We start from the raw sequence: 23030 nt of genomic DNA, 5'->3' as shown, positions 1-23030 counted from the left end.
TATGACCGAAGGAAATTTTGTTGATTATGTAAAAATTCACGTGTCTTCTGGAAAAGGCGGGCAAGGGAGTAGACACCTTAGAAGGGAAAAATACATCCCTAAAGGAGGTCCCGATGGGGGTGATGGAGGTCGTGGAGGTCATATTATTGTGAAAGCCAACAAAAACCTTTGGACCTTATACCATTTAAAATTTAAGCGACATTTTAAAGCCGAAGGAGGTGGTGCTGGAGGGAAACAAACGAGTACAGGTGCCGATGGTGCCGATGTGTATATTGAAGTACCCTTAGGTACGGTCATTAAAAATACAGATACGGGCGAAACCTATAAGGAACTTACCGAAGATGGTGAAGAATTAATTATCGCTCAAGGTGGAAAAGGGGGTATGGGGAATGCTCATTTCAAAACGTCTACAAATCAAACTCCGCGATATGCTCAGCCAGGATTAGAAGGGGAAGAATACAACATCACACTTGAGATGAAAGTGTTGGCAGATGTTGGTTTGGTTGGATTTCCTAATGCCGGAAAATCTACCTTACTTTCTGTCGTTTCAGCCGCAAATCCCAAAATAGCCGATTATGAATTTACTACGCTAAAGCCTAATTTAGGCATTGTCACCCATCGCGATTTTCAAACCTTTGTCATGGCTGATATCCCTGGAATTATTGAAGGTGCAGCCGAAGGAAAAGGATTAGGTCACTACTTCTTACGACATATTGAACGTAATTCTACCCTGCTGTTTTTAATTCCTGCCGATGCAAAAGACATTCGAGAGCAGTATGATATATTACTGGACGAATTGCGTCGATACAATCCAGAATTGCTTGATAAGGACCGACTTGTTGCTATTTCAAAAAGTGATATGCTGGATGCGGAACTAAAAGTAGAAATGAAGCAAGAGTTGGATAAAGAATTTAAAGGTATTCCGTATTTGTTCATTTCGTCTGTGGCGCAGCAAGGACTTCAAGAATTAAAAGATGTTTTGTGGAAAATGCTCAATAAGGAAAATGGTTCCTGAGCGGCGTCGAAGGATGGGAGATGTTGAATTTTGAAAAGCAAGAGCAATAATATCTCTTCATTTATATAATTTTCAGTAGGTTACGTTATTTCACTTGTTTTATTTTTTATCTTGTAGCAAAACTAATTGCTATGAAGACAAAACTATTTTTAATTGCTAGTATTTTAATAGTATTTAATAGTCTAGCACAGTGTCCTACAACGCCTATTTTAATTGAAACACAAGAAGAGATTGACAATTTTGCTTCCAATTACCCTAATTGTTCAGTCCTTACTGAGGAACTACGAATAAATGGAGTAAATAATTCAATAACCAATTTAAATGGGTTGTCTGGAATTATCAATGCCAATGATATTTATGTTCATAATACTGAAATTACAGATTTTACAGGGTTACATAATTTAGAAACTGCAGCGCATCTTTCCATTTGGGGGAATCACAATATTCAAAACTTAGAAGGATTATCTGCTGCTCAATCTATTGCATTTCTTGAATTATTTATTAATAATGGCATTATAGATGTTTCGGGAATGCCTAATCTCAATTTTATTGAGAATCTTAGCATATTTTATAATAACAATTTAAGTGATCTGTCTGCTTTTAATTTTATCACATCCCTCAAAGATTTAAATATAGGAGGAGGGAATGAATTAATATCACTTTCGGGTTTAGAAAATTTACAAACCATCGATGGGGACTTGGTTCTTTCAAATTTACAGTTGGAAGATTTCAATGAGTTAGATGGTTTAGAGGATATTAATGGCTCACTTTATATTCTTAATAATTCTGCTATCCAAGATATATCTGTCTTTAGTGAGATTAATATTTTGCAAGATTTATACCTACTAGGTTGTCCAAATTTATCAAATCTTTCTGGACTTGAAAACATACAAATTGTAGGAGGTACATTACGAATTGGATTAATGGATCAATTAACCGATTTATCCATATTTTCTAATCTACTGTACGCTGGTAATTTGGATATTTACCAAAACAATAGTTTGCAATCATTAGCTGGTTTTGAAACTCTTCAGGAAATCGATCAAACACTTCATCTACTTAATAATCCTGCGTTAGTAAATATTGAAGCCCTAGATGGTGTTTCTACAAGCGAGATTGCAGAAGTAGTGATGAGTTATAATACGAGTCTCTCGGTTTGTACAACCGACTTTATGTGCGCTGTGGTTAATGATGGTTCTATTGCCAAAATTATAAATGATAACGCAGTGGGGTGCAGTTCTGTTGAAGAAATCCAAAAGGAGTGTCTGTTAGGAAGTGAAGATGTGACTATTTCAAATGCTGTATTTTTATATCCTAATCCTGTTTCAGAAACGCTTCAATTACATTTTACCCATGAATTAGAACTGCATTCGGTTACAATCTATAGTATGTTAGGCCAAAAGCTATCTGAAACCAATCAAAGCGTGGTCGATTTTTCAGATTTCGCATCTGGGGTATACTTAGTTGAAGTTGCTACAAGTCAAGGAACTTTAAGTAAGAAAGTTGTTAAAAATTAGTCAAAGCAAAATCCAAAGGACACTTTTTTCAGTATATATTAGTAACATTGCAAGTATGAAGTATCTATTCTTTTTGCTAATACCTATACTCGTTTCGTGTGGCAGTACTGTTGCCGTTGATTTCGATGATCAAACCAATTTTACCTCATTTTCGAGCTATAATTTTTATCCTACTATTGAATCTGGGCTAAACGATCTGGATGATAAACGAATTATGTTTGCTATTGATAGTTTAATGGCTCAAAAAGGATTTCAAAAGTCTAAAAATCCACAACTTCTGGTGAACTTTTTTGTAAAGGAATTCGTCACAAACTCCCGTAATACCTTGGGGATAGGAATTGGTGGTGGAGGTGGAAATGTAGGCATTGGAGTAAGTGGTGGAATCCCCATTGGCGGAAGAGAAATTGAACAGCAATTTACGTTAGATTTAATAGATGTTAATAATGATGCATTGGTTTGGCAAGGCATTTTGGATGGTCGATACAAAGAGAAATCAACCCCTTTGCAAAAAGAGCGATATTATGAAGCCATAATTCAAAAAATTCTAAAAAAATATCCGCCCGCTTCAAAATAACGATCTCAAATGAAAGTTTACTAAATTTGAATCCCGAATCTATACTATGAATAAGTTTTTTATCTTTCTTTTGTTTCCGCTAGGACTATTTGCTCAAAACACCTTTGAGCGGGCTGAATCCTATTTTAAGAAAGAAGAATTCGGTAAAGCAAAACCTTTGTTTATTCAGCATTTAAAAGGAAATCCTAACGATTTAAAAACTATTGAATACTTAGGAGATATCGCTGGTTATGCAAAGGACTGGGATACGGCTATAGAGTACTACGAAACCCTTTTGGAAAGCGATGATAGCAATGCTAATTTTCATTTTAAATATGGCGGCGCTCTGGGGATGAAAGCGTTAGAAATCAGCAGAATTCGTGCACTGGGTTATGTAGGTGATATAAGAGATCATTTTGAAACAGCTGCTAAACTAGACCCCAATCATATAGAGGTACGCTGGGCGTTGGTTGAGTATTACATCCAATTGCCAGGAATTATTGGTGGAAGTGAAAAAAAGGCGATTACATATGCCAACGAATTAAGTAAGATTTCACCTGTTGATGGTTATTTGGCTAACGGGTATATTGCCGAGTATTCTGAAAGACCTGATGATGCCGAAAAATTCTATAAAAAAGCGATTGAAGTAGGAGGGTCGCCTCATACCTATGAAAAATTGACCAATCTTTACGAAAGTAACAATCAACCAAAGGAAGCTATTGAAACGGCTTCAAAATCCCTTAGAATCCATCAGCGTAATCAATTAAATTATCAAATTGGTAAAATCGCTGCTCAGTATAATCTAGATGCGGAATTAGGGATTAATTGTCTACATGCGTATATTAAAAATCATTCGGCAAAGGATGGGGTGCCTAAAGATTGGGCGTATTATCGTTTGGCTCAAATTTATAAGAATTTAGGTCAAAAAAACACGGCGCTTCAATGGATAGATAAGGCAATTTCTGTAAGGCCTAGTTTTGAAGAAGCTCAAAAAGAAAAGAAATTGATAGAAGCTTTATAAGCTACTTCCTATCTTTACATTTCTATTTCAAATACATTTATGAAAGTACATTTTATAGCCATTGGAGGTAGTGCAATGCACAACTTGGCTTTGGCTCTCCATAATAAAGGGTATCAAGTTACAGGAAGTGATGATGAGATTTTTGAACCTTCCAAAGGTCGATTAGCAGCCAAAGGTTTATTGCCTCAAGACTATGGCTGGTTTCCTGAAAAAGTTACTTCAACATTGGATGCCGTTATTTTAGGAATGCACGCAAAAGCAGATAATCCCGAATTATTAAAAGCAAAAGAATTGGGCATCACTATTTATAGTTATCCCGAATTTCTATACGAACAATCCAAAACTAAAACCCGTGTAGTCATTGGGGGTTCTCACGGAAAAACCACCATTACCTCCATGATTTTGCATGTCATGCACTATCACAACAAAGAAGTAGATTATATGGTGGGAGCCCAATTGGAAGGCTTTGATACCATGGTACATCTTACCGAAACCAATGATTTTATGGTGTTGGAGGGAGATGAATACCTTTCTTCTCCCATCGATAGACGCCCCAAATTTCATTTATACAAACCCAATATTGCATTGCTTAGCGGAATTGCTTGGGATCATATTAATGTGTTTCCAACGTTTGAAAACTATGTAGAACAGTTCTCTATTTTCTTGGATGAAATTACCGAAGGGGGTGCCATTATTTACAATGAAGAAGATGAAGAGGTTAAAAAGGTAGTGGAAGCCTCTACAAATACTATTAAAAAATATCCTTATAAAACGCCTGACTATGAAGTGGTGGACGGAGAAACACTGTTGGAAACTCCCGAAGGCCCCATGCCTATAGAAGTCTTTGGAAAGCATAATTTAAACAACTTAGAAGGGGCTCGATGGATTTGCCAATTAATGGGCGTAGATGTAGAGGATTTTTATGAAGCAATCGCTAGTTTTAAAGGAGCGAGTAAACGATTGGAAAAAATCGCTGAAACTCCAAATTCTATTGCCTATAAGGACTTCGCACATTCACCAAGTAAAGTAAAAGCTACAACGGAAGCCTTAAAAAATCAGTATCCCGATAGAAAGCTTATAGCTTGTTTAGAATTACATACTTACAGCAGTTTAAATCCGGAATTTTTAACCGAATATCAGGGGGCTCTAGATGCAGCCGATGAAGCCGTAGTATTTTACTCTCCCCATGCGGTTGAAATTAAAAAATTAGAAGCTATTTCGCATGAACAGATTGAGGGTGCTTTTAAACGTGAAGATTTAATTATCTATACAGACCCCAAGAGTTTTAAAGACTATTTATTTTCTCAAAATTTTGAAGATTCTTCTTTGCTATTAATGAGTAGCGGAAATTATGGGGGGTTGGATTTTAATGAGGTGAAAACATTGATTAAATAATAAAGGGAGAATTATTCCGTTTTCAAAAGACTAACCAATCCAATTACTCTATACTAAACAATTACTTATTAACTTCAAATTTTGTAATTATGTTTAGATTGTTTTTTTGTTTTTCGCTAAGCTTTCTGTTATTTTCTTCCTGTAAAAAAGACGATGCTTCAACTCAAAATATTGAGGAAGAAAATTTTTATGCACTCACTGTGGGCAATACTTGGGAATATGAGGTTTCTAGGTATAATTCTATTTCTGAAGAGTATGAATTACTTGATATGCTTTTAAAGGTGGAAATTACCGAAAGTCAAGTAGTTAATAACAATACCTATTTTAGGTTTCAAACAACTTCTACAGGCACAGATACTTGTCAACCTTGTATAGATTGTTTGGGCAATAATGAATTAAAAAGGGATTCCTTAGGATACCTTATTAATGATACTGGGAAGTATCTCTTCTCAAGTGAAAATTTGGAAGATTATTTGGTGAACTCGGCGCAGTGGGGAAGTGTGTACGGAGTTTTAAAGGAAGAACCAGAATTTATTTCAACGCCCGCAGGTAATTTTGAAACGTTTCAAAACGATAGATATGCTGTATTTCCAGACGGAGAATTGGCAGATAGTAGAGATGTCATTAATTATGCTCCGGAAAATGGGCTAGTCTACATTACGTTATCAGGAGTTACTAATCCCATCCCACTGTATAAAATTAGTTTAAAATCACTTTCAATTATTGAAGATTAAAATTTAGTTTTTATAAATCCCTTCAATAAACACTTTATCACTTGGCTTAGAATTTTTAATTAATTCTGCTTTAGCCAATTCATAATCTGTTGGGTTTTTGTCTTGCGAGAGTTTAAATTTTCCTTCCCAATTGGTAATTTCAATAGTAAAAGCTTGAATATAGGGTAAAAGGCGGTTCATTCGTGGGTCGTCTTTTTTCAATTTAAATTTTGGTTTATCTCCCTCCAAAAAGCGAGTCATATCAATCATAGTTTGTTTCACAGCTTCAGCCTCGTGGATAAGCGTAATGTTTCCAGTGATATGCACATAAATATAATTCCAAGTGGGCAATTGTTCAGTACTATATATCGAAGGAGAAATATACGTGTCTGGCCCTCTAAAAATTACAGTGACTTCAGCGCCATTTGTCAAAGTCTCCACCTGCGGATTTTGCCTATCAATGTGTGCTACCAGTTTCCCTGAAGCCTCATTATAGATTATTGGAATATGCGTAATAAAGGGTTGTCCATCTTTTGCCGAAACCAGCATCCCAAGTGGAAACTGCTTTATAACAGCAATCATTTTTTGAATGTCGTTAGACTGATGATGTGGGGGAGGATACATATTTAAACACCAAATTGTCTTAAATGATGGTCTAGATGCTTGTACTGCATTTGCCCATATTGTTCTTTAGTAAAATACCCAAATCCTGGATGCTCTGGCCAATGATCTCGGTCTCTTTGTGAGTTAAACTCATCTAATAACCCTTCAAGATTCTTTTTTTCTACCTGGAAATCACGCGGTTCGGTTTCCTTTAAAAATGATGCTGTTGGCAAATTTTTACGCCAAAGTTTGTCATTGTAAAGTGATTTTTTAAAAAACACTTTAGCAAGCCAATTGGGCTTCATTCCGTAGTCATTTTTGCCTAACATAATATTAAATGGGCCTTGACAATGATGCATCATTTGCCCGTGGGTCATCTTGCCCCATTGTCGTTCACTATTTTCGTTGAGGTTGTTAAGTCTTTCTCGTATCTCGTTATACACAGATTCTTCAAAAAGATTTTTCATGGTATTAATTTTAGCATGATTTTTCAGTTTAAAGATACATTATTATCTTTATTGAAAAGTAATATTGTGGGGAGCAATACAACATCTTTTTCCATTAAAAGTTGGAACGAGGACGACCGTCCGCGTGAAAAGTTACTACTCAAAGGACGGGCTGCTTTAAGCGATGCAGAGCTGGTTGCTATTTTAATTGGTTCTGGGAGTCGCGATGAAAGTGCCGTGAGTTTAAGTCAGCGGATTTTGGCTTCAGCAGATAACAATTTAAGTGAACTTGGTAAACTTTCCATTCAGGATTTAATGCAGTTTAAAGGGATAGGAGAAGCAAAGGCCATTACCATAGCAGCCGCTTTAGAATTGGGTCGAAGAAGAAGGGGAGAAGAAGCACTTCAGAAAAAGAAAATTACCTCAAGTCTTTCGGTGTTTGAATTGATGCAGCCTATCATTGGCGATTTGGCTCACGAAGAGTTTTGGATTGTCTATTTAAACAATTCAAACAAAGTATTACAAACTACACAACTTAGTAAAGGAGGTATGACAGGTACCGTAGTGGATGTTCGGTTGGTATTTAAAAACGCCATTCAATTAGGAGCCGTTGCCGTCATTTTGGCTCATAATCATCCTTCCGGGACATTAAAACCCAGTCAAGCAGATATTCAGTTAACCAAAAAATTAAAAACTGCAGGAGAAAGCCTTGATATTAAAGTTTTGGACCATCTTATTGTAACCGAAAAAGCGTATTTTAGCTTTGCCGACGAACAAATGCTGTAGTCCTATATGCTTCTTATTTACACTCAAAAAGTTACTCCCCGTATCGATTATAGCTTTAAGCATATTTGTACTAGAATTTTAAAAATTCCTGTCGACTTTACAACCACTATTGAAGAATTTATCGCCTACCAAGGGCCTAAAATATCCTATGGAAAACAACCCTTAGGAAATGAAGTTTTTATCTATGCTCATGGGTTATTAAATCAACAAGGATTTGAGGATGTCGAGATTTCAGTTCGTCCTTGGGGCGAAACGGTTGGCTTTTTTCAAGCTACTGAAAAAAGTTCATTACCCTTCGATATTTTTGCTGCTGCCTTTTATTTACTAAGTCGATACGAAGAATATTTACCACACGTAAAAGATGAATTAGGCAGATTCCCTGCAACCGAAAGTCTAGCCTATAAGGAAGGTTTCTTAAAACAACCTGTGGTAGATTTATGGGGACATCGGTTTAAAGAAATTCTTTTGGAAGCTTTTCCACAAATGGAGTTTCCTAATAAACAATTAACGATTCATAATGTTATAGAAGCCAAGCGCCCTTTCGAGTTTTTACAACGCGGTGTCTTGCGCAATATTTTAGGTTTTGGTGGAGACCTTTGGAAACTTAAATTAGGCCGTTTCTTTTTAAGAATACGTGTTTTGTTACATCTCAGAAAAGACCCGTATGATACTTTTTCATGGATGTTAAATAATGTTCGCAATAGTGCCTCCAAACTTACTATTTTCTTTTTATTGGGGGAAGCTTTTTCCTATCGAGAGGATTTTAACACCAAAAGACAAACTTTTAAAAGCTTGGTGAAATATGTTGCAGATTATTGCGAAGTAGGCCTTATGTTTTCGTTTTACTCGGTAGAAGAGTACGAAAAATTAAAAGTTGAACGATTTCAACTCGAAGAAATTACCCACAGAACGCTTCAAAGTTCTACTAACGATAGACAACTTGTCAATTTGCCGTTGGTATATAGAAACTTGGTAGAGCTTGAGGTAAAAAATGATTTTACCATGTTTTATTACAATGAAATAGGTTTTAGAGCAGGAACGTGCACGCCTTTTTTGTTTTATGATCTAGATTACGAAGTGAAAACTCCATTAGTATTACAACCCGTAATTGGGAAATCTTTGGCGCTTACCCTTGGAAAAGAAAAAGATACCGAAGGAACCATTATGCAAGTGTACAATTGGGTGAAACAAGTAAACGGAACTTTTATATTTTTCTTTTCGAATAGAGATTTTGAACAAAGGCGTGAAAACAAAACGTGGCGTTATTTATTTTCAGAAAAATTGAACCCACATGCGTGACCGTATTCAACATATATTTTTCGACTTAGATCATACCCTTTGGGATTTTGATAGAAATTCTAGGATGGCATTTGAACAGTTGTTTCAGATTCACTCCATTTCTATTGATTTGGACGAGTTTATGAAAATTTATGAGCCCATTAATTTTGAATATTGGAAACGTTATCGAGAAGAAAGAGTCACCAAACAAGAACTAAGACGAGGACGTTTTTTTGAAGCCTTTCAACCTTTTGGAATTCATTATAGTGATACAGATTTAGATGAATTAGCCACTTCCTACATAGACGAACTTCCTAAAAACAATTATCTTTTTGAAGGTGTCATAGATGTTTTGCAATACCTTTCTGAAAAATATTTACTGCATATAATTACCAATGGTTTTGAGGAAGTACAGCATTTAAAACTAAAAAATAGTGGCATTTCTCCTTTTTTTAAAACCGTAACCACTTCCGAAGAGGTAGGGTTAAAGAAGCCCAATCCTGTTATATTTGAAAAGGCACTCGAAAAAGCAGTGACAGTTCCCAAAGTGAGCCTTATGGTAGGAGATACTTTTGAAGCAGATATTTTAGGAGCGGAAGCTGTAGGAATGGAAACCCTATTTTACAACTATCGTAAAGAGACAATTCCATCGCAATATAGAGTGATTGACAGTATTTTGGAAATCAAGAAACATCTATAACTATACTATTTGCGTACAAAACTACGTTAACCTTTAAAACCCCCAACATGAAAAAGAACCTGCAATTCCCAGTTTTGGGTGTGCTTTTTACTTTATTATTTTTTTCCTGTGTTAAGGATACCGATTTTAATCAAGCACAAGATGTTACAATAACGCCTATAGTAGAATTAGATTTAATTTATTTCAATTTAGTAGCAAACGATTTTTTTGATGACGTAAGCAATACACCGCGATTAACGGTTAGAGACACAACAGATATACGATTTTTGGACGATACAGATACTCAAGAAAGCTTGCTGAAAGCCGATTTTCTTTTCATATTTAATAATAGCATACCACGAAGTTTTCAAGCCGATTTTCAGTTTTTAGATTCCCTCAATGTTGAAAAATATTTCACTTCCACTTTTGTAGAAATGGGAACTCCCTCAAGTCCTGTAATTACCGAATTTACCGAATCCGTTGAAGGAGAGGAGATTTTACAACTTACACAATCTGATAAAGTCGTGGTTTCTGTTACCATTCCATCCTCAGATGCTACCTTGGAAGGAGAGCTTAACCTCAAGTCCAAAACCACATATTATTTAGAGATTAAGGAGAGAGACTAATACTATGAGAGTTATACTAGTTTTTTTCTTAGCCTTCGGGCTCACGATGGGTTTTGCCCAAAACAAGCAAGTACTTTATGGTTTTAATGAGGTGCCACAAAGTTTATTGTTAAACCCTGGAACTATAATACCGCAAAAAAAGCACTTTGGTATTCCCTTTTTTTCACAGTTTCATATTAATGGAGGTTCGTCCGGAGTAAGTGTGTATGATATTTTTGGCGAGACAGGAGAAGACATTAATGCAAAGATTGAACGTAAAATCATTGAAATGAAAAACACCGACTTTTTCACGGCCACGCAGCAATTGGAACTTATTAGTTTTGGGTGGCGCTCAAAGAAAGACATTTATTTTTCTGCAGGTATTTACGAAGAATTCGATTTTATAAGTTATTTCCCAAGAGATTTGGCTATTCTAGCTTGGGAAGGTAATGCAAACTATCTAGACTATCCTTTCGATTTAGGTGAAATAAGTACCACAGGGGATTTACTTACCGTGTATCACTTTGGTGCTAATAAAGCCATTTCAAGTAAACTTACTGTAGGAGCAAGAGCAAAAGTATATTCTAGCATTATGAGTTTTAGAAGTACCAATAACCGCGGAACTTTTGTAACCCGTTTGGCTGAAGCTGATGCTCCTAATATCTATGAACATATCGTTGAAGATGCCAATGTGATGGTAGAAACTTCGGGTATTGCATCTTTAGATGGAGATGCAACAGGAGGAAAGTTACTAGGAAAGGCACTTTTAGGAGGTAATTTAGGAGTTGGTGTGGATGTAGGTGCTACGTATACTATAAATAGTCATTGGACGGCTAGTGCAAGCCTTTTGGACATAGGTGTTATTTTTCATTCTAAAGATGTAGAGAGTTATCGAGCCAGTGGCGATTATGTGTTAAACGGAATTGAATTAATTTTTCCTCCTTTAAGCGAAGGAGAAGAAACCTTTCCATATTACGATGATTTAGAAGATGAAATTGAAAGAGAAATACCTATTGACACTCTCTATGACAAATATTCGCAACTAAGACCTTTAAAAATGAATGCCAGTTTGCAATATAGTTTTGGAAAAATTACAGGAGGGGGTGATGTATGCGATTGTCTAAATAAAGGGGGAGGCGTTGAGCGGGAGCAAGCCCTAGGAGTACAATACTACAGTATTATGCGTCCCAAAGGGCCTCAAATGGCAGGAACGCTTTTTTATTATCGAAAGCTTTTTAATTTTCTAGCGGCAAAAGTTACATATACAGTGGATTCATATTCCTATTCAAATGTAGGAGCTGGTATTGTTGGAGATTTTGGTAAGTTTAATTTTTACCTTGCGGCAGATAATATGCTTCAATATGGGAACCTTGCAAAATCAAAAAGTATATCTTTGCAATTAGGTTTCAATATAAAAATTTATGACCAATGAATAAACTTATAATTGCATTCGTGTTTTCTTTAGCTTTTGTGTTTAGTGGGTATTCACAAAAAGAAAAATTAAGTAATTACAGTTTTATAGTGGTTCCCAAGAAATTTGATTTTCAGTTTAGTGATGATCAATATCAGCTTAATTCCCTATTAAAGTTTCTTTTTAATAAACATGGATTTCATGCGTATTTTGATGACGAGTTACCCGATGTAAGACGTTGTGACGGATTACGAGCCGAGGTAACAGGAGATCCAAATTTTGTTTGGACAAGAGTGACTATTTATATTAAAGATTGTGAAGGAAATGTGATTTACACTAGTGAAGAAGGAAAAAGTAAGCTAAAGGAGTATAGTAAAACTTATAATCAGGCCATGAGAAGAGCATTTGAGAGTATTGAGGCCTTATTTGTGCAGCAAAAGGAAGTACGGGTATTAAAAGATTTTGAGGATTCTTCAGAAAGAAAGGAAGAAAAGAAAGTGGAAGCAGAAGTAGTTTCCCAAAAAGATAATCCACTCCATCTCCCAGTTTCAAAATATGCAAACTATACAAATGCCGGTAAATCTTTTTTATTACGAAAAACAAACGAAGGCTTTAGCCTGTATGAAGAAACAGCAGAAGCTAGTGATGGATTAAAATATACCGGAAAAGTATTTGTGGTTGAAGGTGTGGTATTTTTTGAAGACGAAAAGGAGCAACGATATATTGCCAATTTTGATACTTCTGGAAATTTAACGGTGGAAAAAGAAGGCGGAAAAGTTACTTATTCTAAAAGTAACTAAAAATTGTATTTGTCTTTCCAAAGTTGTTTTAAATAACTTTTTAGAGAGTTTTCCCTTGCATTATTTCCTGGGCTATATAAAGTAGTCCCTTTTATTTCTTCGGGTAAAAACTCGTGTGGGACAAAATTTCCTTCAAAGTCATGGGCATATTGATAATTTTCTCCATACCCCAACTCCTTCATAAGCTTTGTAGGAGCATTTCTTATAGACAAAGGCACAGATAGGTCTCCAGTTTGCTTTACGAGCTGCTGAGCGTCTTTAATAGCTTTATAGGATGCGTTACTCTTAGGCGATGTGGCCAAATACACAGTGCATTCGCTTAAAATAATTCTCGCTTCGGGATTTCCTATGGTATTTACTGCTTGAAAAGTAGCATTTGCAAGTACCAAAGCTGTCGGGTTTGCTAACCCAATATCTTCAGAAGCAGAAATGAGCAAACGTCTTGCAATAAATTTTACATCTTCGCCGCCTTCAATCATCCTTGCCAACCAATATACCGCGGCATTTGGATCACTTCCGCGTATGGATTTTATAAATGCCGAAATAATATCGTAATGTTGCTCCCCAGTTTTATCGTACAGTACCGTATTCTTCTGTACTTTCTGAAGCACCATCTCATTGGTGATGGTAACATTTTCTTCTTTTTCTGAAAGTACAATAAGTTCAAGTATGTTTAGTAGTTTCCTAGCGTCACCTCCAGATAGCCTTATAATAGCTTCAGTTTCCTTTAATTTAATTTTCTTTTTCTGAAGGAGTTCGTCCTTTTTAATAGCTCTTTTTAATAAATCTTCTAAATCGGTCTTACTAAATGCCTTTAAGACATACACCTGACAACGAGATAATAAAGCGGGGATGACTTCAAAACTTGGATTTTCGGTGGAGGCACCAATTAAAGTGATCCATCCTTTTTCTACAGCACCTAAAAGCGAATCTTGTTGCGATTTACTAAACCGGTGAATTTCGTCTATAAAAAGTATTGGGTTTTTGGTGGTAAATAGTCCTTCGCCTTTTTTAGCTTTTTCAATAACCTCTCGCACTGCTGCAACGCCACTATCAATAGCACTAAGGGTATAAAAGGGGCGTTTAGATTCTTCAGCAATAATAGTAGCTAAAGTTGTTTTTCCTGTGCCGGGTGGTCCCCAAAATATCATGGAAGAAATCATTCCAGATTTCATTTGGGGTACTAATGCACCACTAGAGCCGACTAAGTGTTGTTGACTTAGATAGTCCTTTAAAGTTTTGGGACGAATTCTTTCTGCTAACGGTGTATTCATATAGCGGTAAATTTACAATTTTAAAAAACTGTGTTTACTGTCAAAATAGCATAAATTTAGAGTTGGGATTATTTTTTGCTATAAATACATTTATGAATTCAGATAAACAGCTTCAATTTACCTTCGAGGTATTAGTATACCCAGTAATATTTGTTTTAGCCATTTGGATAGTTTTTTGGTTAGAGATAAGTTACGGATTACGTTTTACAAAATGGGGTGTATTCCCTCAAAAAATTGAAGGACTTAAAGGAATTCTTTTTTCTCCATTTATTCATAGTAGTTTAAAACATTTATTTAATAACTCAATTCCACTGTTGGTGCTTAGTGTCTCTTTATTTTATTTTTATAGGAGTATCCGGTGGAAGGTACTTTTGTGGGGATTACTTCTAACAGGGTTGTTGACTTGGTTTATAGGACGACCGGCTTGGCATATAGGTGCTAGTGGCATTATTTATATGTTGGCTGCTTTTCTTTTTTTTAAAGGAATCTTCTCAAAACAATATCAATTAACTGCCTTGGCGCTTATGGTTGTTTTCCTCTATGGAAGCTTATTGTGGTATCTTTTTCCCATAGATCCAGAAATATCTTGGGAGGGGCACTTATCTGGTTTTATAGTAGGAGTTGCTCTGTCTCTAGTGTTTAGGAAAAATCCCATTGAGGAAAAAAAATACGATTGGGAAAAGGAAGATTATAACCCAGAAGAGGATCCCTTTTTAAAGCACTTTGATGAAAACGGAAATTTTATTGAAATTGTACCTAAGGAACCTGAAACAGAACCCGAGCAGACCGAAACGAAGCAGGATATTAAGATTATTTATAGATTTAAAAGAAAAGAAAAAGAAGGGGAGTAGGCTCTATCTTCTTTGTCTTATAACTTCATATAAAAAGGCACCACAAGCAACTGAAACATTTAATGAGTTAATTTCTCCAAGCATTGGTAAGGCAGCTTGTTCATCTAATAGATTAAATAGAGATTTTGTGATCCCTTTTCCTTCAGAACCTAAAACAATGGCTGTTGGAGCTTTAAAATCCACCTCAAATAAGCTTTTTGAAGCTTTTTCCGTAGCACCTATAACATTAACTCCTGATCCCTTTAAATAAAAGATAGCATCTTTAATATGGTCTACTTTGCAAATAGGTACCTTAAAAATAGCTCCTGCCGATGTTTTAACGGTATCTCCGCTCACAGGGGCGCCTCCTTTTTTCTGAATGATAATGGCATCTACACCTGTACATTCAGCTGTTCTAATAATAGCTCCAAAATTCCGTACGTCACTTATTTGGTCTAAAACAAGGAATAGGGGGCTTTTATCTTTGGATAAAGTTTCTTCCACCAGGTTTTCAAAATTACTAAAACCAATTGGAGAAATGATTGCTACAATCCCTTGATGGTTTGCACGGGATAATTGGTCAAGCTTTTCAATAGGAACAAAGTTAATTGAAACCCCGTTGGGTTGCGAAAGGGAGATAATTTCTTCAATCTTTTGGCTTTCTATTCCTTTTTGGATAAATAGTTTGTCTATGTATTTATTAGACTTAATAGCTTCTAATACAGGGTAGATTCCAAATATGATAGTTTCTTTGTTCATTCTTAGAAATTATATATTAAAAAAGAGGCTGTCTAATTAGACAGCCTCTTAAAAATATTATAGTAATATAATTACTTGATAACTTTTACAGTACCTTCAGTACCATTGATGTTTACATTTACAAAGTAAGCACCACTTGCCATTCTAGACATATCGATAGTAGAAGATAAAGCATCAACTTTAGCATTGTAAACTTGCTGTCCTAAAACATTGTAGATTACAACAGAGTTAATTCTCTCTTTAGCTTGAATGTTTAATTTATCACTTACTGGGTTAGGATATGCAGAAAATCCTTTTGCTGCGAAATCACTTACAGATGCATTAGGATCAATAAATGAATCTTGATAAGTAAAAGCATCTACATAATATTGGTTGTTGGTAGAAATACTATAGAAATCTACTCCACCTAAACTTTGAGTGTCAGAATAGTCCCAAGCAGTTCCATCCCAGCTAGCAAATGGATGACCTTCTTCAACAAATGGCGTACCACCATTTATGTACATGTGGAAAGTAGAACTTCCTGCTCCACTAGTGAAGTCGAAGTTTGTAGTAACACGGAACCACTCACCTTCTGGGTAAGAGAAAGTTCTATGTACTGAAGTATCTCCAGTTCCAAAGTCAACATATCCATTTCCTGGATCTCCACTAGCTTCGTTAAAGAAGATGTTACCAACAGGGAAAGTTCCTGAACCAATTGGCACAGTTCCTTGAAAGTTCATATAAGCTTCTTTACCAGCTGGAACATACATCCAGAAATCTAATCCCCACTCACCAAAGATTTTGTTTCCTAAATCTAATACGGCATCCATGGCGTTGTCATCAGATACATAACCTGATTGTGCACCGTCATAAGCTTGGTCAGCACTAGATAAGATAGCACAAGTACCACCACAACCCCAATCTGTCCACCAATCTTGGTAAATAGGTTGACCAGCAGTATAGCTTTCCATATCATCTGTAAACTGTGCATTAACACTAGTAAATGCAAGTGCTAATAAAGCAACTAAGAAATAATTTTTTTTCATAATAATAAATTTAAAGTTTAATAATTTCAAATATACAAATTTTTAAATAATAAAATTCTTTTTAACAAAAAAAAGAAAATTTTTAATAAAGTTTAAGGCAGAGGTTAATTTCTGCCTTAAACTTTCTAATTATTATATTGGTAAGAATATAATTTTATACAAGAATGACGCCCCAAAATAAGGCCCTCCAGAAACACTCGCTCCTAGATTAGTATTTGTAAAAACAGTACCATCGGTCATTTCAAGTTCTAATCTCATAGAAATAAAAGAGGGTGTTGTTAAAACGGCATCTCCAGGAAAAGCATCCAAAATGGCTTGAGTTGGAGTCTCTGCTGAAATTCTAGGTAAACCATTAGGTCCAATAGCGAATTCTGACGCAGCATTTGTAACAAAAAGAACTTCTCCAATAGGATTTCCAGAGCCATCAACTATTGGTTCTAATAAATCTTGATCTTGGAAAATAGCCATATAAGTTCTTACTTCTTTAAAATCTGGAACAAAAGTACCATTACCTTGTTGAACTTCTAATGTATATCTTAATACATTATTAGTTTCGTTAGTAAGTGATACTAATTCTGGTGGAGCCACAACGGTTCTAATGACTGCACCACTTTCTGAATCCACATTATCTAATACTTGATCTATAACCGCTTCTGAGTCTGAACAAGAAACAGCTGTTCCAACCAGTAGGGTTACCATTAATAATTTAAATATGTTTTTCATAATTATTGTTTTTTTAATTAGTTAGCAGATGGGAATCCAGGTGAAGCTGGGTTAGTGTCCCAGAATACTTGAACATCAACATTTGGCTTTTGTGTAATATTACTATTTACGTTTGCCTCATTTGATGGGTAAAAGAATGATCGAACGAATGCACCTGGGTTTGGATCGATATTAAACTGAATCAATTTTGGATACCCAGTTCTTCTATAAAGATTGTAAGCTCCAATACCACTACCAAAATTACCAATAAATTGTTGTGTAGCTAAGATTTCCCATTTATCATTAGCATTTCCACTATTGAAACTATTAACAACACCTGAAATGAAACTACTAACTTCACCAGAAGTAGGAGCGAATGTTGAATCTGCACTTGGGTCTAATGAAATGAAACCTTGAGTTTTTGCAATACTCTTTGTCAATGCAGAGTTCAATGCTGAAGCAGCTCCACTAGTATTGTTAGAAGCTAATGCAGCTTCTGCTCTCATAAAGTCTGTATATGATGCTAACATAATAGGTAATATTCCGGCACCACCACCACCATCACCAACTACAACTGGCGAATATTCATCTCCATCAAATTTACCTCCTGCAGGATACACACCATTCACAGTTCTTCTTAATCCATCTGGTGGAATACCCTCTGCATTACCATGATCACGTCCCCAATATCCGCTATCTACACTACAATATGTCATGCTAGCAGTATAGTGATTTGGTCTAGGAGCACCAGAACAAGTCATTCTTACCGTATCCACACCACATTCATTACCATCAGCATCAGCGGCACCTGGAGTACAATCAAATTGTCTGTAAAAGTAATATCTGATTCTAGGGTCATTAGATTCTAACATAGTCTCCATTAACCAGTTTGATTCATAAGAACCAGCACCACTTGTAGTGTAATCTGTACTATACGATGGGTGTCTTGTATCTGGATTAGTTTCGTTACTTCCATATTGGAATTGGAAATCATCTGCAGAATTAACAATTGCAGAACCAGAAACAGAATTAAAACTAGCTAAGTCACCTGTATTTAGGTAAGCTAGCATTTTTACACTATTTGCAAGTCTTCTCCACTTACTGAAGTCATTATCATAGTAAAAATCATTTTCTAAGTTATCACCTTCTGAGCTTATAAGTACCATTCCCTCGTCAAGCATAGCTAAAGCACCTGCATATACCGAAGCTCCTGGGTCTGCTACTGGAGCAGGGAACTCAGTTGGATTAGTCGCTTGACTAAAAGGAACATCTCCAAAATTATCTACAAGCGTTATTAAAGTATAAGCTTTTAGGATTTTCATAACACCTAAATGCTTATTAGCTCCTGCATCTACCGCAAGTGGCTCCGCAGCAGCCATATCGGAAAACATTCCCTGATACGCTAATGCCCATTCGCCGTCTAGTACAGCTGGCTCAAAATTATCTCTATATGTTCTTCCAAACATATAGTTAACGCGCACTAATTGTGCATCATTGTTTCCAATTTGACGCATAAAGCTTGCAAAATTCAGCTGAATTTCATTTAAAAATCTATCTAAATTAGCTTTGTCTAAAGTTACATCATTAGGATCATCTAGTAAGTCTAGTTCTGTAGTCTCACAAGAGGTAAAAGCAAGACCTAGAAGTAGAAAAACAAATATTGATATTTTTTGTATTTTTTTCATCTCTTAATTTTTTTATTTATTAGAATGTAGCATTTACGGTGAAACCATATCTTTTGCTACTTGGTCCTGTTAAGAATTCAAATCCTTGACCATTTCCTGCACCTAAACCAGTGGTGTTTGGATCAAAGTTTATACCATCAGGGGTGTTATAAGCATCATACCAAAGGTTAAATCCACTTACTTTAAAAGTAACACTTCCAAAAGGAGTTCTATCTAAGAACTTAGATGGTAATGAATAACCAAGAGTAACTTCTTGTAGACGAAGTACAGAAGCATCATATACATTTAGCTCATCAGCTGCACTAGCAAATCCATTATCAAAATAAAACTGTGAATTGTTTATTTGAACTTCGTTTGGTAGTCCAGTAGACTGGTTAATACCATCAAGAATATAAGTTCCAAGACGATCTTCAGTATCTGTAGTTAATCCACGTCCAAGTAATGTTGCTATATAAGTAGAGTAGATATCTCCACCAGAAACGTGGTTAACGGCTACATTAAGAGATAAACCTCTCCAAGACATTGTACTGATATAGTTCATTATAAAGTCTGGGTTAGCATCACCAATTTTTGGAACCAAGCCATCTTCAGTAACACTTTCGGCAACATAGTTACCCGCTGCATCTACTAAAAGATTACCATTTTCATCTCTAGCGATTCTTGCACCATAAAGAGCTCCAAGTGGATCTCCTACAGTTGCAAAGTTACCTAAGTTGGTAAATCCTGCATATACAACTTGATCTGTATCTTGACCTAAGTCAACTACTTCACTCTCGAAAGAAGTATAGTTAACATTTACTTTCCAATCGAATCCACCTGTGTTACTCTTAAAGATATTAAGACCAAGGTCTGCTTCAATACCCCAAGATTCAATTTTACCAATGTTGTTATCGATAAAAGTTGCACCAGTACTAGCTGGAATTGGTTGATCTTGAACAATTAAGTCATTGGTTGTTCTGGTGAAATAAGAGAAGTCAAAAGTAAGTCTGTTAAAGATTTTACCTTCAGCTCCAAATTCTAATTCTTCAAATAATTCAGGCTTAATTGCAGGGTTACCAATACTACTATCTGTTGTGTTAGAAGTAATTAATTGACCATCTGATTGCCAAGCTTGAGTATCTAGATTTACCAAAGTAACTGTCGGATATCCAGTAGAAAAGTTTGCAGAAGTACCATAACCAGCTCTTAATTTTAAGAAGTTTAGTCCATTATCAGATTGGATGCCTTTAAATGCACTTGTTGGCACAAAAGAAATACTTGCTGATGGATAGAATAATGAGTTATTTACTGAGTTGGAAACCCAGTCATTTCTTCCAGATAAGTTAAGGAAAACAAAGTTACTGTAGTCTAACAGAACCTGACCAAATACTCCAATAATGTTTCTTTTTTGACGGTATTCAATTTGATTACGCTCAACAAATCCAGAATGATCAAAGAAACCAAATACTTGCTGATCTGTACTTCTGATACCATATCTATTATAATCCACACTTTTTGACGTTGCTCCAAGTGAGAAACCTAGATTCACATTATCATTAAAGAAACTAAAGTTGTTTCCAGAAAGTACAATCCTGTGATCATAAATGGTGTTAGATGTATTTACAGTTTCATAGAAACCTCTTTGTACATTAACGTCGTCATTTACACCACCCTTGTTTTGTCTGTTTACACTATCTTCTGAGTATGTATCAACACTACCTTGATAAAGTATGTTAAAATTATCTGTAATATTATAATCAATTGCAGCAAAACCATTAACACGATTTACTAACTGAGAGAATCTCGCATTGTTCACAGTCCATAATGGGTGTTGGATAGCGTTATCATCACGATAGTAAATGCTACTTCCATCAGGTAATTGATAAGGCAGCTCGAAGAAATCAATACTTCTAGGGGTATAGAATAAATCTCCAAAGATTGATGATCCTGAATAAGGAGTACTACTACCAAAACTAGTTGAAACTGGAGGGGTCTTTAAGTCAGTCTTAGTGTAAGTCATAGACCCTCTAATACTTACTTTATTAGTTAATTTTGCGTCTCCAGAAATTGTTAAGTTATTTCTTTTTACGTTGTTACCAGGAGTAAATCCATCCTCATCTAAGTGACTAAAAATAGTACCATAACCAAACTTTCCATTTTCGCTTCTTCCACGCGCACTAACAGAAAGGTTTTGAGCAAGACCTTTTTGGAAAAAGTCTTTAACACTATTTCTTGGCTTCCAGTCATATCTCTGGCCAGCGTATTGTTCTTGAAAATTAGGGTAGTTAGTTGCTAGATAAGCTGAAGATGAATATGGGTGTTCCACAGTTCCGTCTGCATCAAAGGCAGCATCATTAGCCCAGCCTCCTAAGCCATCTTTATAGAAACCTGGTCCCCAGTTACTGTAGAACCAACCAAAAGCTTGGTCAAAACCACCACCATAGGAGTTTTGGTAATCTGGAAGAATAGAAACCTCATTTACAAATACAGATGAAGAAACTTCAATTTCTTGTTTTGCATTTTGTTGGCTTGAACTTCCAGCTTTCGTTGTAATAAGTATTACCCCGTTTCTACCTTCAGTACCGTATAAAGTAGTTGCAGCTAATCCTTTTAGAATATCCACACGCTCAATGTTGTTCGGGTCAATATCAAAAGAACGGCTAGATCCCATATTACCGTCGGTAAAGGCACCTGCTTCGTTAGTATCATTACTAATTGGCACACCATCTATCACATATAGCGCGTTATTGTCGCCAGAGAATGATGTCATACCTCTAATAATTACTTTATTCGCAGAACCAGAAAGACCATTCTGGGTAGTAATATTAATACCCGCAGCTTTTCCACTCAAAACACGCGTTAAGTCAGTTTGAGGACTCTCCTTTATTGACTCTTGCTGGATTGAAGAAACAGAATAACCTAAGGCCTTCTTTTCCTTTTTTACTGCAAAACCAGTTACCACAACCTCATTAAGTACAGAGGCATCAGGCTCCATAGCAAAAGATATGCTAGAAGTAGCTGCGCCAATTGTTTTTTCTTGAGTTTTGTAGCTTAAATAACTGTACACTAAAGTTTGCCCAACATTTGCAGTAATTGAGTAATTACCATCAAAATCTGTTTGGGTTCCATTAGATGTCCCTTTTACAATAACATTAACCCCTGGGAGCGGTAAACTGCTTTCGTCAGTTATAGTTCCTGAGATTGTTTTTTCTTGTGCGAACGTGAGTTGCACTACAAACGCTAGCAATAGCGTTAAAATTCCACTAAACTTTGTTCTCATTTTATAATTTATTTGAATTAGCCAACGCCAAAAATCACAATAAAAAGTTAAATACACAACTTTTTAAACTTAAATTTTCTTTTTTTTGAATAGATTGTTACTCTAGTGTTCCCTAATATATACTTGAAATTCTTAAAATTAACAACAACTAATTTAAAACAAAACCGAAATAAAAAAAACCATATGGATTTCCATATGGTTTTTTTTATTAATTAGAATGTGTAAAAAACTTATATTTAATTGTTGGATTTTACAAAGACAGTTGCCTTATCTCCTGAAACAACACTCGATGTAGATTCAAAGCTTAGGACAATGGGTTCAAATTCTTGAGATAATGAAACGTTCGAAATTGTTAAAATTAATTGACCTATTCTTTCATTTGCAGGGATCGTTACTGAACTCTCAAACGAAAAATTATCTGATGTCACAGTAGTTGCAGGATCTACAATAATTTGAAAAGTACGATCTGAACTAGAAACATCCGTAACAAAGTATGAAATAGGGAGATTAACTGGATTATTTGATAGTCCTATTTCTGCTTCAACTCCTAGAGTAAAACCAATTAGTGGAGAACCACCTGAGTCATAATCGTCATAGGTTTCCCTACATGATGTAGCAAATATTACAGCAACAAATAACGTTAATAGCATATATGATTTTTTCATTGTTTTGAT

The 23030-nt window shown here is 35.6% G+C and carries 22 protein-coding genes; 13 read left to right on the top strand and 9 right to left on the bottom strand.

The window, feature by feature from the left end:
- Position 1: 1 nt before the first annotated feature.
- From obgE to KXJ69_RS11620, 6 genes are all read left to right on the top strand, one after another.
- A complete protein-coding gene (gene obgE, locus KXJ69_RS11645; protein ID WP_219053293.1) occupies positions 2-1015 on the top strand; it encodes a GTPase ObgE in 1014 nt (337 codons plus the stop codon).
- Between the two features lie 131 nt (positions 1016-1146).
- On the top strand, positions 1147-2532 hold the full coding sequence (locus KXJ69_RS11640; RefSeq protein WP_219053292.1) for a T9SS type A sorting domain-containing protein: 1386 nt from the start codon (positions 1147-1149) through the stop codon (positions 2530-2532).
- 55 nt (positions 2533-2587) lie between these two features.
- Positions 2588-3106 (top strand): DUF4136 domain-containing protein, encoded by a 519-nt coding sequence (locus KXJ69_RS11635; RefSeq protein ID WP_219053291.1) that lies wholly within the window; start codon positions 2588-2590, stop codon positions 3104-3106.
- Positions 3107-3152: 46 nt separating this feature from the next.
- On the top strand, positions 3153-4106 hold the full coding sequence (locus KXJ69_RS11630; protein WP_219053290.1) for a tetratricopeptide repeat protein: 954 nt from the start codon (positions 3153-3155) through the stop codon (positions 4104-4106).
- A 39-nt stretch (positions 4107-4145) separates the two neighbouring features.
- Positions 4146-5501 (top strand): UDP-N-acetylmuramate--L-alanine ligase, encoded by a 1356-nt coding sequence (locus KXJ69_RS11625; RefSeq protein ID WP_219053289.1) that lies wholly within the window; start codon positions 4146-4148, stop codon positions 5499-5501.
- An 89-nt stretch (positions 5502-5590) separates the two neighbouring features.
- On the top strand, positions 5591-6235 hold the full coding sequence (locus tag KXJ69_RS11620; protein WP_219053288.1) for a hypothetical protein: 645 nt from the start codon (positions 5591-5593) through the stop codon (positions 6233-6235).
- Positions 6236-6238: 3 nt separating this feature from the next.
- Here KXJ69_RS11620 and KXJ69_RS11615 read toward each other — a convergent pair whose 3' ends face one another.
- Positions 6239-6838, bottom strand: coding sequence for an FMN-binding negative transcriptional regulator (locus tag KXJ69_RS11615; protein WP_219053287.1), 600 nt, complete (start codon positions 6836-6838; stop codon positions 6239-6241).
- 2 nt (positions 6839-6840) lie between these two features.
- Complete coding sequence (locus KXJ69_RS11610) at positions 6841-7284, bottom strand: DUF1569 domain-containing protein (RefSeq protein ID WP_219053286.1); 444 nt, start codon at positions 7282-7284, stop codon at positions 6841-6843.
- 15 nt (positions 7285-7299) lie between these two features.
- On the opposite strand from KXJ69_RS11610, the gene radC reads away from it, so the two are divergent.
- Genes radC through KXJ69_RS11580 form a run of 6 tightly spaced genes read left to right on the top strand, consistent with a single transcriptional unit; the run spans position 7300 to position 12822 of the window.
- The gene (gene radC, locus KXJ69_RS11605) at positions 7300-8049 is read left to right on the top strand and encodes a RadC family protein (protein WP_219053285.1); all 750 of its coding nucleotides are present in this window, start codon (positions 7300-7302) and stop codon (positions 8047-8049) included.
- Positions 8050-8055: 6 nt separating this feature from the next.
- Positions 8056-9348, top strand: a complete 1293-nt coding sequence (locus KXJ69_RS11600; RefSeq protein ID WP_219053284.1) for a DUF7033 domain-containing protein — start codon at positions 8056-8058, stop codon at positions 9346-9348.
- On the top strand, positions 9341-10027 hold the full coding sequence (locus tag KXJ69_RS11595) for a YjjG family noncanonical pyrimidine nucleotidase (RefSeq protein ID WP_219053283.1): 687 nt from the start codon (positions 9341-9343) through the stop codon (positions 10025-10027). The genes KXJ69_RS11600 and KXJ69_RS11595 overlap by 8 nt, the downstream gene beginning before the upstream one ends.
- A gap of 47 nt (positions 10028-10074) precedes the next feature.
- Positions 10075-10632, top strand: coding sequence for a hypothetical protein (locus KXJ69_RS11590; RefSeq protein WP_219053282.1), 558 nt, complete (start codon positions 10075-10077; stop codon positions 10630-10632).
- Positions 10633-10636: 4 nt separating this feature from the next.
- A complete protein-coding gene (locus tag KXJ69_RS11585; protein ID WP_219053281.1) occupies positions 10637-12043 on the top strand; it encodes a DUF5723 family protein in 1407 nt (468 codons plus the stop codon).
- On the top strand, positions 12040-12822 hold the full coding sequence (locus KXJ69_RS11580; RefSeq protein ID WP_219053280.1) for a hypothetical protein: 783 nt from the start codon (positions 12040-12042) through the stop codon (positions 12820-12822). The genes KXJ69_RS11585 and KXJ69_RS11580 overlap by 4 nt, the downstream gene beginning before the upstream one ends.
- Here the strand turns inward: KXJ69_RS11580 and KXJ69_RS11575 are convergent.
- A complete protein-coding gene (locus KXJ69_RS11575) occupies positions 12819-14096 on the bottom strand; it encodes a replication-associated recombination protein A (protein ID WP_219053279.1) in 1278 nt (425 codons plus the stop codon). The genes KXJ69_RS11580 and KXJ69_RS11575 overlap by 4 nt on opposite strands.
- Before the next feature lie 92 nt (positions 14097-14188).
- Between KXJ69_RS11575 and KXJ69_RS11570 the strand changes: the two genes are divergently transcribed.
- The gene (locus KXJ69_RS11570) at positions 14189-14947 is read left to right on the top strand and encodes a rhomboid family intramembrane serine protease (protein WP_219053278.1); all 759 of its coding nucleotides are present in this window, start codon (positions 14189-14191) and stop codon (positions 14945-14947) included.
- A 3-nt stretch (positions 14948-14950) separates the two neighbouring features.
- Here KXJ69_RS11570 and rlmB read toward each other — a convergent pair whose 3' ends face one another.
- The 6 genes from rlmB to KXJ69_RS11540 all read right to left on the bottom strand — a co-directional run bounded on the left by rlmB (position 14951) and on the right by KXJ69_RS11540 (position 23021).
- Positions 14951-15685, bottom strand: coding sequence for a 23S rRNA (guanosine(2251)-2'-O)-methyltransferase RlmB (rlmB, locus tag KXJ69_RS11565; RefSeq protein WP_219053277.1), 735 nt, complete (start codon positions 15683-15685; stop codon positions 14951-14953).
- 71 nt (positions 15686-15756) lie between these two features.
- On the bottom strand, positions 15757-16635 hold the full coding sequence (locus tag KXJ69_RS11560; RefSeq protein ID WP_219053276.1) for a T9SS type A sorting domain-containing protein: 879 nt from the start codon (positions 16633-16635) through the stop codon (positions 15757-15759).
- 207 nt (positions 16636-16842) lie between these two features.
- The gene (locus KXJ69_RS11555) at positions 16843-17433 is read right to left on the bottom strand and encodes a hypothetical protein (RefSeq protein ID WP_219053275.1); all 591 of its coding nucleotides are present in this window, start codon (positions 17431-17433) and stop codon (positions 16843-16845) included.
- 17 nt (positions 17434-17450) lie between these two features.
- On the bottom strand, positions 17451-19097 hold the full coding sequence (locus KXJ69_RS11550) for a SusD/RagB family nutrient-binding outer membrane lipoprotein (protein WP_219053274.1): 1647 nt from the start codon (positions 19095-19097) through the stop codon (positions 17451-17453).
- Positions 19098-19116: 19 nt separating this feature from the next.
- Positions 19117-22356, bottom strand: coding sequence for a SusC/RagA family TonB-linked outer membrane protein (locus tag KXJ69_RS11545; RefSeq protein ID WP_219053273.1), 3240 nt, complete (start codon positions 22354-22356; stop codon positions 19117-19119).
- A gap of 236 nt (positions 22357-22592) precedes the next feature.
- Complete coding sequence (locus KXJ69_RS11540) at positions 22593-23021, bottom strand: hypothetical protein (protein ID WP_219053272.1); 429 nt, start codon at positions 23019-23021, stop codon at positions 22593-22595.
- Between the last annotated feature and the right edge of the window lie 9 nt (positions 23022-23030).

The sequence above is a fragment of the Halomarinibacterium sedimenti genome, from assembly GCF_019312585.1.
Classification (GTDB): Bacteria; Bacteroidota; Bacteroidia; order Flavobacteriales; family Flavobacteriaceae; genus Halomarinibacterium; species Halomarinibacterium sedimenti.
This window is presented reverse-complemented; position numbering and strand designations above follow the sequence as displayed.

What these genes read in the sequence shown, in the direction of transcription:
- KXJ69_RS11580 (WP_219053280.1), top strand. Translation starts at nt 12,040, where the DNA reads ATGAATAAACTTATAATTGCATTCGTGTTTTCTTTAGCTTTTGTGTTT.
- KXJ69_RS11545 (WP_219053273.1), bottom strand. Translation starts at nt 22,356, where the DNA reads ATGAGAACAAAGTTTAGTGGAATTTTAACGCTATTGCTAGCGTTTGTA.
- KXJ69_RS11640 (WP_219053292.1), top strand. Translation starts at nt 1,147, where the DNA reads ATGAAGACAAAACTATTTTTAATTGCTAGTATTTTAATAGTATTTAAT.
- rlmB (WP_219053277.1), bottom strand. Translation starts at nt 15,685, where the DNA reads ATGAACAAAGAAACTATCATATTTGGAATCTACCCTGTATTAGAAGCT.
- KXJ69_RS11550 (WP_219053274.1), bottom strand. Translation starts at nt 19,097, where the DNA reads ATGAAAAAAATACAAAAAATATCAATATTTGTTTTTCTACTTCTAGGT.
- KXJ69_RS11585 (WP_219053281.1), top strand. Translation starts at nt 10,637, where the DNA reads ATGAGAGTTATACTAGTTTTTTTCTTAGCCTTCGGGCTCACGATGGGT.
- KXJ69_RS11555 (WP_219053275.1), bottom strand. Translation starts at nt 17,433, where the DNA reads ATGAAAAACATATTTAAATTATTAATGGTAACCCTACTGGTTGGAACA.
- KXJ69_RS11600 (WP_219053284.1), top strand. Translation starts at nt 8,056, where the DNA reads ATGCTTCTTATTTACACTCAAAAAGTTACTCCCCGTATCGATTATAGC.
- KXJ69_RS11575 (WP_219053279.1), bottom strand. Translation starts at nt 14,096, where the DNA reads ATGAATACACCGTTAGCAGAAAGAATTCGTCCCAAAACTTTAAAGGAC.
- KXJ69_RS11595 (WP_219053283.1), top strand. Translation starts at nt 9,341, where the DNA reads ATGCGTGACCGTATTCAACATATATTTTTCGACTTAGATCATACCCTT.
- KXJ69_RS11615 (WP_219053287.1), bottom strand. Translation starts at nt 6,838, where the DNA reads ATGTATCCTCCCCCACATCATCAGTCTAACGACATTCAAAAAATGATT.
- KXJ69_RS11625 (WP_219053289.1), top strand. Translation starts at nt 4,146, where the DNA reads ATGAAAGTACATTTTATAGCCATTGGAGGTAGTGCAATGCACAACTTG.
- KXJ69_RS11560 (WP_219053276.1), bottom strand. Translation starts at nt 16,635, where the DNA reads ATGGAAAGCTATACTGCTGGTCAACCTATTTACCAAGATTGGTGGACA.
- KXJ69_RS11590 (WP_219053282.1), top strand. Translation starts at nt 10,075, where the DNA reads ATGAAAAAGAACCTGCAATTCCCAGTTTTGGGTGTGCTTTTTACTTTA.
- KXJ69_RS11630 (WP_219053290.1), top strand. Translation starts at nt 3,153, where the DNA reads ATGAATAAGTTTTTTATCTTTCTTTTGTTTCCGCTAGGACTATTTGCT.
- KXJ69_RS11620 (WP_219053288.1), top strand. Translation starts at nt 5,591, where the DNA reads ATGTTTAGATTGTTTTTTTGTTTTTCGCTAAGCTTTCTGTTATTTTCT.
- KXJ69_RS11570 (WP_219053278.1), top strand. Translation starts at nt 14,189, where the DNA reads ATGAATTCAGATAAACAGCTTCAATTTACCTTCGAGGTATTAGTATAC.
- KXJ69_RS11635 (WP_219053291.1), top strand. Translation starts at nt 2,588, where the DNA reads ATGAAGTATCTATTCTTTTTGCTAATACCTATACTCGTTTCGTGTGGC.
- obgE (WP_219053293.1), top strand. Translation starts at nt 2, where the DNA reads ATGACCGAAGGAAATTTTGTTGATTATGTAAAAATTCACGTGTCTTCT.
- radC (WP_219053285.1), top strand. Translation starts at nt 7,300, where the DNA reads ATGATTTTTCAGTTTAAAGATACATTATTATCTTTATTGAAAAGTAAT.
- KXJ69_RS11540 (WP_219053272.1), bottom strand. Translation starts at nt 23,021, where the DNA reads ATGAAAAAATCATATATGCTATTAACGTTATTTGTTGCTGTAATATTT.
- KXJ69_RS11610 (WP_219053286.1), bottom strand. Translation starts at nt 7,284, where the DNA reads ATGAAAAATCTTTTTGAAGAATCTGTGTATAACGAGATACGAGAAAGA.